Annotated in this window: 15 protein-coding genes and 1 tRNA gene; 9 read left to right on the top strand and 7 right to left on the bottom strand. The window is 68.0% G+C overall.

All coding sequences use genetic code 11. The annotated features are described in order from the left end of the window. The first annotated feature begins 299 nt into the window (after window positions 1–299). The 4 genes from DIE12_RS04960 to DIE12_RS04945 all read left to right on the top strand — a co-directional run bounded on the left by DIE12_RS04960 (window position 300) and on the right by DIE12_RS04945 (window position 4,043). Window positions 300–1,346: a porin gene (locus tag DIE12_RS04960; protein ID WP_124486229.1), complete on the top strand. Its 1,047-nt coding sequence runs from the start codon at window positions 300–302 to the stop codon at window positions 1,344–1,346. 22 nt (window positions 1,347–1,368) lie between these two features. Continuing rightward, a complete protein-coding gene (locus DIE12_RS04955; protein ID WP_124520057.1) occupies window positions 1,369–2,589 on the top strand; it encodes an MFS transporter in 1,221 nt (406 codons plus the stop codon). A gap of 16 nt (window positions 2,590–2,605) precedes the next feature. Then, entirely contained in the window at window positions 2,606–3,715 is a 1,110-nt protein-coding gene (locus DIE12_RS04950; protein ID WP_124520055.1) for a class II histone deacetylase, read from the top strand. Window positions 3,716–3,812: 97 nt separating this feature from the next. After that, a complete protein-coding gene (locus DIE12_RS04945) occupies window positions 3,813–4,043 on the top strand; it encodes a hypothetical protein (RefSeq protein WP_044843684.1) in 231 nt (76 codons plus the stop codon). Window positions 4,044–4,135: 92 nt separating this feature from the next. On the opposite strand, the gene DIE12_RS04940 is transcribed toward DIE12_RS04945, so the two are convergent. After that, window positions 4,136–4,429 carry a hypothetical protein gene (locus DIE12_RS04940; protein ID WP_124520053.1) on the bottom strand — a complete coding sequence of 98 codons (294 nt, stop codon included), beginning with the start codon at window positions 4,427–4,429 and terminating at the stop codon, window positions 4,136–4,138. Between the two features lie 194 nt (window positions 4,430–4,623). Next, a tRNA-Leu gene (locus tag DIE12_RS04935) sits at window positions 4,624–4,710 on the bottom strand. 245 nt (window positions 4,711–4,955) lie between these two features. Between DIE12_RS04935 and hpnD the strand changes: the two genes are divergently transcribed. After that, window positions 4,956–5,789, top strand: coding sequence for a presqualene diphosphate synthase HpnD (hpnD, locus tag DIE12_RS04930; protein ID WP_124520051.1), 834 nt, complete (start codon window positions 4,956–4,958; stop codon window positions 5,787–5,789). Window positions 5,790–5,813: 24 nt separating this feature from the next. Here the strand turns inward: hpnD and DIE12_RS04925 are convergent, their stop codons facing one another. The 3 genes from DIE12_RS04925 to DIE12_RS04915 form a co-directional block, all read right to left on the bottom strand. Next, the gene (locus tag DIE12_RS04925; protein WP_124486224.1) at window positions 5,814–7,034 is read right to left on the bottom strand and encodes a DUF1501 domain-containing protein; all 1,221 of its coding nucleotides are present in this window, start codon (window positions 7,032–7,034) and stop codon (window positions 5,814–5,816) included. A 76-nt stretch (window positions 7,035–7,110) separates the two neighbouring features. After that, the gene (locus DIE12_RS04920; RefSeq protein WP_124520049.1) at window positions 7,111–8,616 is read right to left on the bottom strand and encodes a DUF1800 family protein; all 1,506 of its coding nucleotides are present in this window, start codon (window positions 8,614–8,616) and stop codon (window positions 7,111–7,113) included. Between the two features lie 120 nt (window positions 8,617–8,736). Next, window positions 8,737–9,015: a hypothetical protein gene (locus DIE12_RS04915; RefSeq protein WP_124486222.1), complete on the bottom strand. Its 279-nt coding sequence runs from the start codon at window positions 9,013–9,015 to the stop codon at window positions 8,737–8,739. Window positions 9,016–9,273: 258 nt separating this feature from the next. Between DIE12_RS04915 and ompR the strand changes: the two genes are divergently transcribed. The 4 genes from ompR (at window position 9,274) to DIE12_RS04895 (ending at window position 12,752) form a co-directional block, all read left to right on the top strand. After that, window positions 9,274–10,008, top strand: coding sequence for a two-component system response regulator OmpR (ompR, locus tag DIE12_RS04910; protein WP_004192636.1), 735 nt, complete (start codon window positions 9,274–9,276; stop codon window positions 10,006–10,008). Between the two features lie 40 nt (window positions 10,009–10,048). Beyond that, the gene (locus DIE12_RS04905) at window positions 10,049–11,410 is read left to right on the top strand and encodes an ATP-binding protein (protein ID WP_044843721.1); all 1,362 of its coding nucleotides are present in this window, start codon (window positions 10,049–10,051) and stop codon (window positions 11,408–11,410) included. Between the two features lie 189 nt (window positions 11,411–11,599). Beyond that, complete coding sequence (locus DIE12_RS04900) at window positions 11,600–12,148, top strand: peroxiredoxin (protein ID WP_006478563.1); 549 nt, start codon at window positions 11,600–11,602, stop codon at window positions 12,146–12,148. A 76-nt stretch (window positions 12,149–12,224) separates the two neighbouring features. Next, the gene (locus DIE12_RS04895) at window positions 12,225–12,752 is read left to right on the top strand and encodes a carboxymuconolactone decarboxylase family protein (RefSeq protein ID WP_124520047.1); all 528 of its coding nucleotides are present in this window, start codon (window positions 12,225–12,227) and stop codon (window positions 12,750–12,752) included. Window positions 12,753–12,890: 138 nt separating this feature from the next. Here DIE12_RS04895 and ispF read toward each other — a convergent pair whose 3' ends face one another. After that, the gene (gene ispF, locus DIE12_RS04890) at window positions 12,891–13,376 is read right to left on the bottom strand and encodes a 2-C-methyl-D-erythritol 2,4-cyclodiphosphate synthase (protein WP_044843723.1); all 486 of its coding nucleotides are present in this window, start codon (window positions 13,374–13,376) and stop codon (window positions 12,891–12,893) included. A 29-nt stretch (window positions 13,377–13,405) separates the two neighbouring features. Further along, the gene (gene ispD, locus DIE12_RS04885; protein ID WP_124486221.1) at window positions 13,406–14,116 is read right to left on the bottom strand and encodes a 2-C-methyl-D-erythritol 4-phosphate cytidylyltransferase; all 711 of its coding nucleotides are present in this window, start codon (window positions 14,114–14,116) and stop codon (window positions 13,406–13,408) included. Window positions 14,117–14,162 lie beyond the last annotated feature (46 nt).

The raw sequence follows: 14,162 nt of genomic DNA, 5'->3' as shown, positions 1-14,162 counted from the left end.
CCGCTCCCCTGCCCGATCGGGCCGCTGATGCGCGCAACGCAGACCGGCCGATTATAGCGACCGGCATTTTTGGCGGGCGCCGCCGCCGGAGTACACGACAGCCCCATCCATTTGAACGGGACGCCGCCCGTTGCTGCCGCGCAGCACGCCGCGCCGCGGCGTCGCGGCGCGTCCATGCCGTGCACCGCGGGTTTTCCATACCGTTCATCTGCACGACTGTTCGCCGGTTTTCCCGCTGCGGACACTGCGTCGCGACAACACCAACGACAAACGATGCAGGACGGTATGGAGAACCCCACGTGATGACACCCCGCTTCATCCGCACGGCGACGGCCGCCGCTGCGCTCGCTGCGTGCAGCTTCGCCGCACACGCGCAATCGACCCTCACGCTGTACGGCGCGCTCGACGCCGGCGTGCAGTACCTGACGCATGCCGACGGACGGCACGCGGCCGTGCAGTTGCAGAACTACGGCATCCTGCCGTCGCAGGTCGGGCTCAAGGGCACCGAGGATCTCGGCGGCGGCTGGCGCGCGCTGTTCAAGCTCGAACAGGGTCTCAACATCAACGACGGCACCGCGACCGTCCCCGGCTACGCGTTCTTCCGCGGCGCGTACGTCGGCATCGCGGGGCCCGTCGGCACCGTCACGCTCGGCCGGCAGTTCAGCGTGCTGTTCGACAAGACGCTGTTCTACGACCCGCTGTGGTACGCGTCGTACAGCGGCCAGGGTGTGGTCGTGCCGATGAACGCGAACTTCATCGACCACTCGATCAAGTACCAGTCGCCGGCGTTCGCCGGCTTCGATGTCGAGGCCCTCGCCGCGACGGCCGGCGTCGCGGGCAATACGCGCGCGGGGCGCGTGCTCGAACTCGGCGGCCAGTACACGAGCAACGGGCTGTCGGTCAGCGCGGTGCTGCATCAGGCGCACGGCGACGCGTCGGCGGCGGGCGACGCGTCCGCGCGCCGCCGCGAGCTCGGCACGCTCGCCGCGCGTTATGCGTTCGCGACGCTGCCGCTCACCGTCTACGCGGGCGTCGAACGCCTGACCGGCGACCTCGATGCGGCGCGCACGATCGTCTGGGGCGGCGCGCGCTACCTGACGTCGGGCGGAATCGGGCTGAACGCGGGCGTCTACCACACCGATTCGCACACGCCGACGATCGGCCGCCCGACGCTGTTCATCGCGAGCACCACCTACGCGCTGTCGAAACGCACCGTCGCCTACCTGAACCTCGGTTATGCGCGCAACAGCGGCCAGAGTTCGCAGACCGTCTACGAATACGACCCGACACCGCTCGCCGGCGCATCGCAGTTCGGCGCGATGGTCGGCATGTACCACCTGTTCTGATTCCGTCCAGCGAGATTCCGCCATGAAAACCCTTTGCTCCACCGATGCAGCACTGCCGTCCGACGGCCGCGCGTCGCGGTTCGCGCGCTCGACGCTCGTCGCCCTCGTCGTGTTCGCGGCCATCACGCCGCTGCTGCTGCTCGTCGCGCCGGCCGTCGCCGGTCAGTTGGCGACACAGCTCGGGCTGTCCGCGTCGCAGATCGGCACCTACTTCTTCGTCGAACTCGGTGCGTTCAGCCTCGCGACCGTGCCGTCGTACCTGTGGCTCGGCCGTGTCGATGCGCGCCGCGTTGCCGCCTGCGCGATCGCGCTGTTCGGCGCGGGCAATCTCCTGACCGCGCTTTGGATGCCCGGCTTCGTCACGCTGCTCGCGTTGCGTGCCGTCACCGCGCTCGGCGGCGGCTCGCTGATGGTGCTCTGCATGACCAGTGCGGCCACGAGCGAGAACAGCGATCGCGTGTACGGCCTCTGGGTTGTCGGCCAGTTGATCGCCGGCGCGATCGGCCTGTTCGTGCTGCCACACGTGTTCGCCGGGTTCGGGCTGCGCGCGCTGTACGTCGCGCTGGCCGTGCTCGCGCTGCTTGCCGCGCCGCTGTCGCGCGGCTTTCCGGCGACGCTCGGTGCGCGGAGCGCGTCGGCGCGGGCCGCGCGCGGCGCTGCGACGAATACGCCGCAGCGCTTCGTCGCGCTCGCGATCGGTGCGGTGCTGACCTTCTATCTCGCGATCGGCAGCGTGTGGACCTTCGCGAGCCGCGCGGCAGCGGAAGCCGGACTCGATCCGCAAGCGACCGGCAACGTGCTCGCGATCGCGAGCGTGATGGGGATTGCCGGCGCGGCGCTCGCATCCTGCGCGGGCGGCCGGCTTGCGCGGCGCACGATGCTGGCCACCGGTTACGCGCTGCTCGCGGCGTCGCTCGTCGCACTCGCCGCGCTGCCGCATGCGCGCGGCTACAGCGCCGCGATCTTCGCGTTCAAGTTCGCGTGGACGTTCGTACTGCCGTTCATTCTCGCGACCGTCGCACAGATCGATACGTCCGGGCGCCTCGTCGCGACGCTCAATTTCGTGATCGGTACGGGCCTCGCGGCCGGCCCGCTGCTCGCCGGGCTGTTGCTCGATGCCGGCGGCACGATGCACGCGCTGTTCGCGGCCGCCACTGCCGTCGCGATCGCGTCGTTCGCCGCGCTGCGCCATATCGATCGCCGCGCGCGGATTGCCGCGGCTGCCATTTCCTCCCAACCGTGACAGGTCAAGCACATCCATGAATCGCACTGCCTTCTTCACCGACGAACGCACGTTCTGGCACACCGGCGGCACGCACGCGCTGTTCTTCCCGGTCGGCGGCTGGGTCCAGCCGCCATCGAGCACCGGCTACGCGGAATCGCCCGATTCGAAGCGCCGCTTCCTGTCGCTCGTGCAGGCGTCGGGCCTTGCCGCTCACCTCGACCTGCGCGGTGCCGCGCCGGCCACCACCGGCGATCTGCTGCGGATTCATCCGGCGAGCTATCTCGACGCGTTCCGCGCGCTCAGCGATGCGAACGGCGGCGACCTCGGCGATCTCGCGCCGTTCGGCAAAGGGAGCTACGAGATCGCCGCGCTGTCCGCCGGCCTCGCGATCGCGGCAGTCGACACGGTCGTCGGCGGGCATGCGGCCAACGCGTTCTCGCTGTCGCGCCCGCCCGGCCATCACTGCCTGCGCGATCGCCCGATGGGCTTCTGCCTGCTCGCGAACATCCCGATCGCGATCGAGGCCGCGCGCGCGAAGCATGCGATCGAGCGCGTCGCGGTGATCGACTGGGACGTGCATCACGGCAACGGCACGCAGTCGATCTACTACGACGATCCGGACACGCTGACGATCTCGCTGCACCAGGACCGCTGCTTTCCGCCCGGCTACAGCGGCGGCGACGAGCGCGGCGAAGGCGCGGGCGTCGGCGCGAACCTGAACGTGCCGCTGCTCGCGGGCAGCGGCGACGACGCGTATCGCCATGCGTTCGAGCGGATCGTGCTGCCGGCGCTGGAACGGTTCCGGCCGGAGCTGATCGTCGTCGCGAGCGGTCTCGATGCCAGCGCGGTCGACCCGCTCGCGCGCATGCAGTTGCATACCGACAGTTACCGGTACATGACGCGGGCGGTGAAGGAGGCGGCACGGCGCCACTGCGGCGGACGGCTCGTGATCGTGCACGAAGGCGGCTATTCGGAGGCTTACGTGCCGTTCTGCGGACTCGCGATCGTCGAGGAACTGGCCGGCATCCGCACCGAGGTCGCCGATCCGATGCTCGACCTCGCGATCGCGCAGCAGCCGGGCGAGCGGTTCGTCACGTTCCAGCGCGAGCTGCTCGACGAACTGGCCGCGTCGTTCGGGTTGTAACGCGCGCTCACCAACGAGATGGGGCCGGCCCTTGCGCGATCGGTGCGGATGGGGTTTCCTGTGCTTTTATACCTGCCAGGCCCGGGCCCCTCTTCAGATGAAATCGTCTCCGCGCGAACCCGACACCAACGACAAAGCGCGCCGCCAGCCTTCGAAGCTCGCCCTGAATATCGCCGCGGTGCTGGTCGGCCTCGTCACGTTCGCGATCGGCGTCGCGTGGTTGATCTATAGCTGGATCGTCGATCGCGAAGCGCAGTATTTCGCGATTCCGCTGGTGTTTTCGGTGCCGGTGATCGTGGCGGTCGCGGTGCGGAGTTTCTGGGACTAGGCGCGCGCCGAACGACAAAGCGCCGCGGTCGGTCGACGCGCGGCGCCTTTCATCAAATGCGGTAGCAATATTGGCGGTCCGCTCCCGGCCGCTCACAAGCCCGCGTGCCGACACGGGTTGGGAACCGCGCCCTGATACCCGCTGGCGAAACCCAGTGCGGAACCGAGCAGCGCCGTGCCGATCGATTTCAGGACGGTTTCGCCCGACAGCGACACCCCGCTCGAAATCAGCCGGCCCGAATAGGCCGAACACTCCGGGGAGGCTGCGCCGGTCTGCACGGACCTGGCGCTCCACGCGACGTTGTCGGCGGCCGTCGTGGCAGATGCCGGTACGGCCAGCGCGAGCGTGAGTACGGCAATCGATGTGTGTGCGATGTTCTTCTTCATGGACGGTCCTCGGCAGGGAGCACTGCGTACGGGAACTGTAATGAAGAGATGATACGCGCTACGCGACCCGAATTTCCGTGCGCTGGACAGGAGCCGTGTATCGGCGAAAATCGTCATCAACAAAAAAGCGCTGCCGGTCAGCCGACCGGCAGCGCTTTTTTTGAACGGTCCTGGGCGGAGCCCGTTCGACTTCATGGTGCGTGAGGCCGGACTCGAACCGGCACACCCTTGCGGGCGTCAGGACCTAAACCTGGTGCGTCTACCAATTTCGCCACTCACGCGCATTCCTGTCGCCTGACCGCGCGGCACGCAAGAAGCGTGCTCCACGCGCCCGGGCGTCATGCCGGCCCGAAAACCCGAAAACCGGCACGCCCGATCAGGCGAGCGCGAGATTCTACCCGATCCGCGCAGCATTGTCTCGCCCCGCCGGCGCCCGTCGGACAGCGGTGCTAGAATGCCGCGCTCGACGTGCCGGCCACGCGCCGGCACGCGCCCCCCCGAACCCGCCTCCGCCACGACCCCACCCGTGAACTTCGACGACTACTGTCAGCAAAAGGCCGCCCCCGCGGGCTCCAGCGTCTACTACGCGCTGCGCCAGGCGCCGCTCGCCGCCGCACCGCGCCTGACGGCCCTGTTCGCGCTGCGCCGCGAACTCGAGGAAACCGTCAAGGAAACCAGCGATCCGACCGTCGGACACACGAAACTCGCGTGGTGGCACAAGGAACTCGCGGCGCTCGCCGCCGGCGAACCGTCGCACCCGGTCACGAAGGCGCTCGCGCAGCACCACCCGGCGATCGGCGCAGAAACCAACGCGCTGCGCACGCTCGTCAACGGTTACGGGATGGATCTGGAACAGGCGCGTTACCTGGATTTCGCGAACCTGCAGCGCTACATCGCGCAGGTCGGCGGCACCTTTGCGTCGCTGGTCGCGCGCGCAAGCGCCGCGAATCCGGCCGAACCGCAACCGTGGGCCGCGCAGGCCGGCCACGCGCTGATGCTCGCGCAATTCGTGCAGGAACTCGGCAACGATGCGCGCCACGGCCGCATCTATCTGCCGATCGACGAACTGCAACGCTACAACGTGACCGCCGCCGACCTGCTGAATCGCCGCTACAGCCCGGCCTTCAGCGAGCTGCTGCAGTTTCAGACGGCCCGCGCGCGCGAAGCGCTCGCCGCCGCCGACGCGGCGATCCCCGCGTCCGAACGCCGCGCGCAACGCACGCTGCGTGCGCAGATCGCACTGGCCGGCGCGCTGCTCGACGAAATCGAGCGCGACGGCTACCAGGTGCTGCACCAGCGTATCGCGCTGACGCCGATCCGCAAGCTGTGGATCGCGTGGCGCGCCGCACGCGGCCGCTGATCCGCCCCGTCACGCACGACCGCCTCACACCTTCAGCAGCGGCAGCGTCTCGAAGCGCTGCTGCAGCACGTGCGTCGCATCGAGCCCCCACCACGGCCCGAGCACGGTCGCATAGAGCTGGCGGAAATCGACGGCGACCGGCAGGTTGCCGTTGCCGTCGAGATGCCCGAGTGCCGGCGTCGCGCCGTACAGCCCGCCGGCCACGCGGCCGCCCATCACGAAATGCGGCGCGGCGGTACCGTGATCGGTGCCGTTGCTCTGGTTCTCGCGCACGCGCCGCCCGAATTCCGCATACGTCATCACGAGCGTCTGGTTCCAGCGCCCGAGCTCGACCAGCGCGCCGCGCATCGCACTCATCCCTTCCGCGAACTGCCTGAGCAGCGCCGCCTGCTGCCCCGGCTGGTTCTGGTGCGTATCGAAACCGTTGAGCGTGAGCCGCAGCACCGCGACGCCGTCCTGCGCGCCGGGCCCGGACGCCTCGCATGCCGCGAGCACCTGCATCGCGGTCTTCACCGAGGTCCCGAACGTACCGGCCGGAAAGGCCGTCCTGAACTCGCGCATCCCGCCGCGCGGGCGCAGCCGGTCGGCCGCCTTCACGATGTCGTTCTCGACCTCGATGATGTGCGCGAGCGCCGGGTTCCGTTCGCGCAGCGACGACGGTTCGGCCAACCGCGCCGCGCGGATGAACTGCGCGGGATTGACGAGCGCGATCGCGCGCGCGCCGTTCGCGAGCGGTCCCATCTCCGCACTGCCGAGCACGACGCCGTCCGCCGCGAAGCCGGGCGGCACCGGCGCCTGCGCGAACGTGCGCGTGAGCCAGCCTTCGTGCAGGTACTGGTCCGAGCGCGACGCGGTGTCCCAGATCTCGATCGAGCGGAAATGCGACAGGTTCGGCTGCGGATAACCGACGCCCTGCACGATCGCGACCTGTCCGTCGCGCCACAGCGGCATCAACGGCGCGAGCGACGGGTGCAGCCCCGTCTGCGCGTCGAGCTGCAGCACCTGGTCGCGCTTGATGCCGATGCTGCGGCGGAACTGGTAGTAGAGCGGATCCGCATAGGGCACCACCGTGTTGAGGCCGTCGTTGCCGCCCTTCAGTTCGACGAGGATCAGCACGTTCGCATAACCGGTCGCCGGCTGGCGCCTGACCGCGACCATCGATGCCGCCTGCGCGGGCGGCTGCCACAACGACACGCCCGCCGCGGCCGCGGCGCCCGTCAGCGTCAGAAAATCACGTCGGTTCATCGTGCATCCTTCGGCTCGCCGTGCGGCATGGCCACCGCGGCAGCGTGCCTGTTCGTCGTCGTTTCGGTCGTTTCAGTCATTTCAGTTGATAGGCCGGATCCATCAGTAGCGCCTCGAGATACGCGCTGCCGGTCGAGTCCGTATCGATCGCCGCGACCGGCGACACCGGCAGCACCGCATGCTGCAGCTGGAGCTCGGTCGACAATCCCGCAATCGCCTGCGGCCGCGCACGATACTGCGCGAGCCAGCGTTCGAGGTCGAATCGCAGGCCGCCGCGCGCGAGTTTGACCAGCGCGCCGCGCATGCCGGCAACCGACGCGGCGTCCGCAACCGGTATCGCCTGCGCCCGCGCATTCGGCGACGGCGGCGCCATCGCATGCGCGGGCGAGCGCATGCCGGCCGTCTCGGTCGCGCGGAACAACTGCTCGACGAACTGCTTGCGCGCCAGCAGCGTGGTGCTGTTGATCCACATCGCGCCGCCCGGCCAGCCCTTCACGTTCGGCGGATAGAACAGGTTCTGCCCGAGCGTGCGCACGGTGTTCGCGAGCGTCTGCGGATCGCCGTACGCGACGTCGAACAGCCGCACCGACCCGACGACGAACTCGGCCGGCGACTTCACGAGCACGCCGCGATTGCGCGGATCCCAGAACGCGTCGGTCGACCAGAGCGCGGCGAGCGCCGCGCGTATGTCGTAGCCGCTGGCGCGAAACCGCTCGGCCACGGCATCGAGCGCGCCGGCGTCGGGCGTATCGGACACGAATTCGTGCCACAGCTTGCCGGCGATGAAGCTTGCCGTCTCGGGCCGCTTCAACAGGATGTCGAGAAACCCGTCGCCGTCGAACGCGCCGGTCTCGCCGAGGATCGTCTTGTCGCCCGCGTCGTGCCAGTCGGGCCGCACCTCGAAGCGCAGCGTATCGGGATCGACGCTCCAGCCGGTCATCGCGCGCGCGGCTTCGGTCACGTCCCGCTGCGAGTAATGCCCTTCGCCGAGCGTGAACAGCTCCATCACCTCGCGCGCGAAATTCTCGTTCGGGCGGCCCTTGCGGTTGCTCGCGCCGTCGAGATACTGGAGCATCGCCGGATCCTTCGCGACCGCATGCAGCAGCGTGCCGAAGTTGCCGAGCGCCTCGCGCCGAAACAATGCATTCTGCGCGGCCATCGTCTGCGGATACGGGACCTTGTCCTGCCCGGACGTGAAGTGCCCGTGCCAGAACAGCGTCATGCGCTCGGTGAGCGGCGACGGCGTGACGATCATCTCGTTGACCCAGGCGGCGCGCAGCGCATCGTAGCGGACATTGCGCTCGCGCTGCTCGTCGCGGCGCATGTCGGGCGTCAGCGCCTGACGCTGCGCGCGCGTCGGCGGCAGCTCGGCGATCCAGTCGGGCCACGTCGTCACGGGCTCGCGCCGCACGCTGTCGAGCGTGTCGGCCACGACCTGCGCGCGCGTCATGCCGACGACGCGCGCGACGTCGGCGGGCGCGGGAGAGAACCCGGTGCGGCTGAGGAAAAACAGTGCGTCGTCGGCATCGAGCGGCGACTGCATGGCAGGCGACGGCGCCGGGGCGGCAGCGTTCGCTTTCATCGTCGTGGACTCCCGGAGCGCACCAGCGGTGCGGATGCCGGTTCAACGGCGGCACGCATCCGAAAGTTGACCGAAAAATTGCTACGGAATCTTTCCGCGCCGTGCGAACGCGCGTGCGTGTCAGCGCTTGTACAGCTCGCGAACGGCGTCCTCGATGTGCTGGCGCAGCAGGTGGCGCTCCTCGGGCGTCATGTGCCCGTCGCGACGGTGCTGATCGAGATCGGGAGGCACGGCGGAACGGACCGCCGTGTCGGCGGCGCGGTCGGGCTGCGGCGCTTTGCCGCGCGGCAGCTTGCGCGACGAGGCGCCCTGCTCGGGGCGCTGCGCATACGCGAAGTTCGACGCATATGGACCGGCAAGTGCGATCGTCAGCATCAGTGCAATCCGGGCAGATCGCATGACCGTCCTCGCTTCTTTGGTCGATTTGTTCCCTTCGTCACGCGGCAACCGGTTACCTCTGGTACTTGAAAAACCCTGCGGAATTCGGGTGTACAAAGATGAAAGATGGAGTGCAGGGGAGTATCTACCGAATTTCAGCTTCGAGTAAAGGAATCTCTATAGCCTGCCTTTACTCCGCGCGACACTACGGGTAAATTTTGTAACGGACTGTAACGCGCGAAAATACGCGACCGTGCGTGATTTCCCATTCGCGATAAGATGCCGCTCATGGAAACGAAAAACCCCTCCAAGATTCTCGTCGTCGACGACGACCCGCGCCTGCGCGATCTGCTGCGCCGCTATCTCGGCGAGCAGGGTTTCAACGTGTACGTCGCGGAGAACGCGACCGCGATGAACAAGCTCTGGGTGCGCGAGCGCTTCGACCTGCTGGTGCTCGACCTGATGCTGCCGGGTGAAGACGGCCTGTCGATCTGCCGCCGCCTGCGCGGCAGCAACGACCGCACGCCGATCATCATGCTCACCGCGAAGGGCGAGGACGTCGACCGCATCGTCGGCCTCGAGATGGGCGCCGACGACTACCTGCCGAAACCGTTCAACCCGCGCGAACTCGTCGCGCGCATTCACGCGGTGCTGCGCCGCCAGGCGCCGGCCGAACTGCCTGGCGCACCGTCGGAAACCACCGAGGTGTTCGAGTTCGGCGAGTTCTCGCTGAACCTCGCGACGCGCACGCTGACGAAGTCGGGCCAGGAAATTCCGCTGACGACCGGCGAATTCTCGGTGCTGAAGGTGTTCGCGCGCCATCCGCGCCAGCCGCTGTCGCGCGAAAAGCTGATGGAGCTCGCGCGCGGCCGTGAATACGAAGTGTTCGACCGCAGCCTCGACGTGCAGATCTCGCGCCTGCGCAAGCTGATCGAACCGGATCCGGGCAGCCCGCGTTTCATCCAGACCGTCTGGGGCCTCGGCTACGTGTTCATTCCGGACGGCGCCGCCTGATCTTTTCTCTTTCCGGTTTCGCCCGTCCACGGCCCGTCCCATGCGTATCGACCGGCGCCTCCTGCAGCTCGCGTTCGGCGGGCTGTTCTGGCGCACCTTCCTGCTGATCGCGCTGCTGATCTCGGTCAGTCTCGCCGCGTGGTTCCAGAGCTTTCGCGTGATCGAGCGCGAGCCGCGCGCGCAGCGCGTCGCGCTCCAGCTCGTCGCGATCGTGAAGCTCACGCGCACCGCCCTGCTCTATTCCGATCCCGATCTGCGGCGCGCGCTGCTGCAGGATCTCGAGAGCAACGAGGGCGTGCGCGTGTACCCGCGCGAAAAGACCGACAAGTTCAAGCTGCAGCCCGACGAATCGCTGAACCGCCTGATCGAACACGACATCCGCAGCCGGCTCGGCGACGATACCGTGATCGCGCAGTCGGTCAACGACATCCCGGGCGTGTGGATCAGCTTCAAGATCGACGACGACGATTACTGGGTCGCGCTCGACCGCGACCAGCTCGACAGCGTCACGGGCCTGCAGTGGGCCGGCTGGGGCCTGTTCGCGCTCGCGCTGTCGCTGTTCGGCTCGGCGTTCATCACGAGCCTCGTGAACCGGCCGTTCTCGCGGCTCGCGCTCGCCGCGCGGCAGATCGGCTCGGGCCAGACGCCCGAGCTGCTGCCCGAGCGCGGGATGGGCGTCGCGGCCGACACCAACCGCAGCTTCAACCAGATGGTGCGCGACCTCGAACAGCTCGAGGCCGACCGCGCGCTGATGCTCGCGGGCATCTCGCACGACCTGCGCACGCCGCTCGCGCGGCTGCGGCTCGAGACCGAGATGAGCCCGTCCGACCAGGCGACCAAGGACGCGATGGTCGACGACATCGAGCAGATGGACCGCATCATCGCGGCCTTCATCGACTACGCGCGTCCGACCCAGCGCAAGCCGGAGCCGGTCGACCTGTCGTCGATCGCGCACGAAGTCGCCGCGCGCGTGTCGGGCGAGGACGGCGTCGAGATCCGCACGCGGCTCGCGCCGACCGCCGTGATCGAAGCCGACGAGACCGACATGCGCCGCGTGATCGGCAACCTCGTCGAGAACGCGCGCAAATACGGCCAGAGCCGCGACGACGGTGTGTCGCGCATCACGCTCGAGACGCGCGTGACGCACGCGCGCGTCGAGCTGTCGGTGAGCGACGAGGGCCCGGGCATCCCCGAGGACCAGTTGCCGCTCGTGATGCGGCCGTTCTACCGCGTCGACACGGCGCGCACCAAGGCGGACGGCACGGGGCTCGGCATGGCGATCGTGCTGCGCCTCGTCGGCCGCTATCGCGGCGCGCTGCGCCTGCGCAACCGCAGCCCCGAAGCGGGCCTCGAAGTCACGCTCGAATTCCCCGGCGCCGGCAAGGCGCGTGCGACGGCGTGACGCGTTCGCGCACGCTTCTTGCGCGTCACACTATCGGCGCGGTTGAAAAAAACTATGGGAATCGTTAGCCAAAAACTATTGAAGCGATTTATTAATAGTGTTATAGTCGTGCCCATGCTGTCACATCAACGTTGCAGCACCGAGGTAGCTTGACTCAGTCTTCTTCCCAACTCACACAGGAGTATCCGCATGAAAACCGTGGGCGATAAACTCGAAGCATTCACCGTCGTAGCCGCGAAGCCGGGCTTCAACAATCACGAGGAAAACGGCCAGTCGGCGTTCGAGACCGTCACCGAAGCGTCGTTCCCGGGCAAGTGGAAGATCATCTACTTCTATCCGAAGGATTTCACGTTCGTGTGCCCGACGGAAATCGTCGAGTTCGCGAAGCTGACGAAGCAGTTCGAAGAGCGCGATGCCGTCCTGCTCGGCGGCAGCTCGGACAACGAATTCGTGAAGCTCGCATGGCGCCGTGAGCACAAGGACCTCGACAAGCTGAACCACTACTCGTTCGGCGACGTCAAGGGCGAGCTGATCGACCAGCTCGGCGTGCGCGACAAGGAAGCCGGCGTGGCCCTGCGTGCAACGTTCATCGTCGATCCGGACAACACGATCCAGCACGTTTCGGTGAACAACCTGAACGTCGGCCGTAGCCCGGAAGAAGTCCTGCGCATTCTGGACGGCCTGCAAACGGACGAACTGTGCCCGTGCAACCGTGCAGTCGGCGGCGCAACGCTGTAAGCGCATCGATGCACGAAGCCCGCGGCGCACGTCCTGCCTGCGGGCTTTTTTAACGGCCAACCCATAGGAGATATCAATGGAATTCATCGATTCGATTAAGGCACGTATCCCCGACTACGCGAAGGACATTCGCCTGAACCTCGACGGCACGATCTCGCGCTCGTCGCTCGAAGGCACCGATGCAGTCGGCGTCGCGCTGGCGGCGGCGGTCGCGGCGAAGAGTACCGTGCTCGTGAAGACGATCCGCGAAGCCGGCGTGCTGTCGCCCGAAGAGACGAACGCCGTGCTGACGGCGGCCGCGCTGATGGGGATGAACAACACCTGGTATCCGTATGTCGAGATGGCCGACGATGCCGACCTGAAGACGCAGCGCGCCGAGCTGCGGATGGGCGCGTATGCGTCGCACGGCGGCGTCGACAAGCGCCGCTTCGAGATGTACGCGCTCGCCGCGTCGATCGTCGGCAAGTGCCACTTCTGCGTGAAGTCGCACTACGCGCTGCTGAAGAACGAGCAAGGGATGTCGACGACGCAGCTGCGCGACGTCGGCCGCATCGCGTCGGTGATCAACGCCGCCGCGCAGGTGATCGCCGCCGAAGGCGAATAAGCAGCCACGCGAACGGCAGCGCGATACGGCGGTCAAGCGCGCCGGATCGCGCCGCAAAACGAAAATGCCACGCAAGCGCGTGGCATTTTTCATTCCGGCGGCGCAACCTGCGCGCCGCTTCGGACCGGCGTCGGGCGCTCACGCGCCCTGCTTCACCAGCAGCGCGGCGGCCTGCGCCTCGATGCCCTCGCCGCGGCCGAGGTAGCCGAGCTTCTCGTTGGTCTTCGCCTTCACGTTCACGCGCTCGAGCGGCAGGCCGAGATCGGCCGCGAGGTTCGCGCGCATCCCGTCGATGTGCGGCGCGAGCTTCGGCGCCTGCGCGATCACCGTGCTGTCGACGTTCTGGATCGTGAAGCCGGCCGCCTTCACGCGGGCGACGCATTCGCGCAGCAGCACGCGGCTGTCCGCGCCCTTGAACGCCGCGTCGGTGTCGGAGAAATGGCGGCCGATGTCGCCGAGCGCCGCCGCGCCGAACAGCGCGTCGGTGATCGCGTGCAGCAGCACGTCCGCGTCCGAATGGCCGAGCAGGCCGCGCTCGTACGGAATCGTCACGCCGCCGATGATGAGGGGGCGCCCCGGGACGAGCTGGTGCACGTCGTAGCCTTGTCCGATTCTGAAGTCCATGCGTAATCCGGTTTGAGATGAGGTGAAAGTCAGGAAGCGTTCGCGGGGCGCGCGAGGATCGCTTCCGCGAGCGCGAAATCTTCCGGGTACGTGACCTTGAAGTTGCGCAGGCTGCCCTGCACGACGCGCGGCGTATGGCCGGCCCATTCGATCGCGCTGGCCTCGTCGGTCAGGTCGTGCCCTTCGCGCTGCGCGCGCAGGATCGCGTCGCGCAGCATGCCGATGCGGAACATCTGCGGCGTCTGCGCCTGCCACAGCGCGTCGCGCGACTCGGTGCGCGCGATCGCGTCGCCGCCGGCCGGCACGCGCTTGAGCGTATCGGCCACCGGCAGCGCGACGATGCCGCCGACCGGGTCGTCCTTCAGCGTCGCGACCAGCGTGCGGATCAGCGCCGGCGTGATGCCAGGGCGCGCGGCGTCGTGCACGAGCACCCAGTCCTGCTCGGTCGCGCCGAATTCGGCCAGCTCGAGCAGCCCGTTGAGCACCGACGCCTGCCGCGAGCCGCCGCCGCAGCGGCGCACCGCGAAGCGCAGGCCCGCGAAGCGGCGCGCATCGAAGTGCGTGTCGTCGGGCGCGAGGACGACGAGCGTCTGCGCGAATTCGCTGCACGCGTCGAACGCGGCGAGCGTGTAATGCAGGAGCGCGCGGCCGGCCAGCGTGCGGTATTGCTTCGGCACGGCCGAGCCGGAACGGCTGCCCGTGCCGGCGCAAGGAATCAGGGCGAAAAGTCGGGGAGTCACGAAGGGGAAACGCCGGAAAGATGAAATCGAGAAGCGGATTTTATAA

Origin of the sequence: Burkholderia sp. Bp9015 (assembly GCF_003853505.1) — a bacterium.
Taxonomy (GTDB): domain Bacteria; phylum Pseudomonadota; class Gammaproteobacteria; order Burkholderiales; family Burkholderiaceae; genus Burkholderia.
This window is presented reverse-complemented; position numbering and strand designations above follow the sequence as displayed.

Bases quoted from the DNA above. Each gene is read 5' to 3' on its own strand.
- DIE12_RS04955 (WP_124520057.1), top strand. From the start codon at position 1,369: ATGAAAACCCTTTGCTCCACCGATGCAGCACTGCCGTCCGACGGCCGC.
- DIE12_RS04950 (WP_124520055.1), top strand. From the start codon at position 2,606: ATGAATCGCACTGCCTTCTTCACCGACGAACGCACGTTCTGGCACACC.
- DIE12_RS04945 (WP_044843684.1), top strand. From the start codon at position 3,813: ATGAAATCGTCTCCGCGCGAACCCGACACCAACGACAAAGCGCGCCGC.
- DIE12_RS04940 (WP_124520053.1), bottom strand. From the start codon at position 4,429: ATGAAGAAGAACATCGCACACACATCGATTGCCGTACTCACGCTCGCG.
- DIE12_RS04925 (WP_124486224.1), bottom strand. From the start codon at position 7,034: ATGAACCGACGTGATTTTCTGACGCTGACGGGCGCCGCGGCCGCGGCG.
- DIE12_RS04920 (WP_124520049.1), bottom strand. From the start codon at position 8,616: ATGAAAGCGAACGCTGCCGCCCCGGCGCCGTCGCCTGCCATGCAGTCG.
- DIE12_RS04915 (WP_124486222.1), bottom strand. From the start codon at position 9,015: ATGCGATCTGCCCGGATTGCACTGATGCTGACGATCGCACTTGCCGGT.
- ompR (WP_004192636.1), top strand. From the start codon at position 9,274: ATGCCGCTCATGGAAACGAAAAACCCCTCCAAGATTCTCGTCGTCGAC.
- DIE12_RS04905 (WP_044843721.1), top strand. From the start codon at position 10,049: ATGCGTATCGACCGGCGCCTCCTGCAGCTCGCGTTCGGCGGGCTGTTC.
- DIE12_RS04900 (WP_006478563.1), top strand. From the start codon at position 11,600: ATGAAAACCGTGGGCGATAAACTCGAAGCATTCACCGTCGTAGCCGCG.
- DIE12_RS04895 (WP_124520047.1), top strand. From the start codon at position 12,225: ATGGAATTCATCGATTCGATTAAGGCACGTATCCCCGACTACGCGAAG.
- ispF (WP_044843723.1), bottom strand. From the start codon at position 13,376: ATGGACTTCAGAATCGGACAAGGCTACGACGTGCACCAGCTCGTCCCG.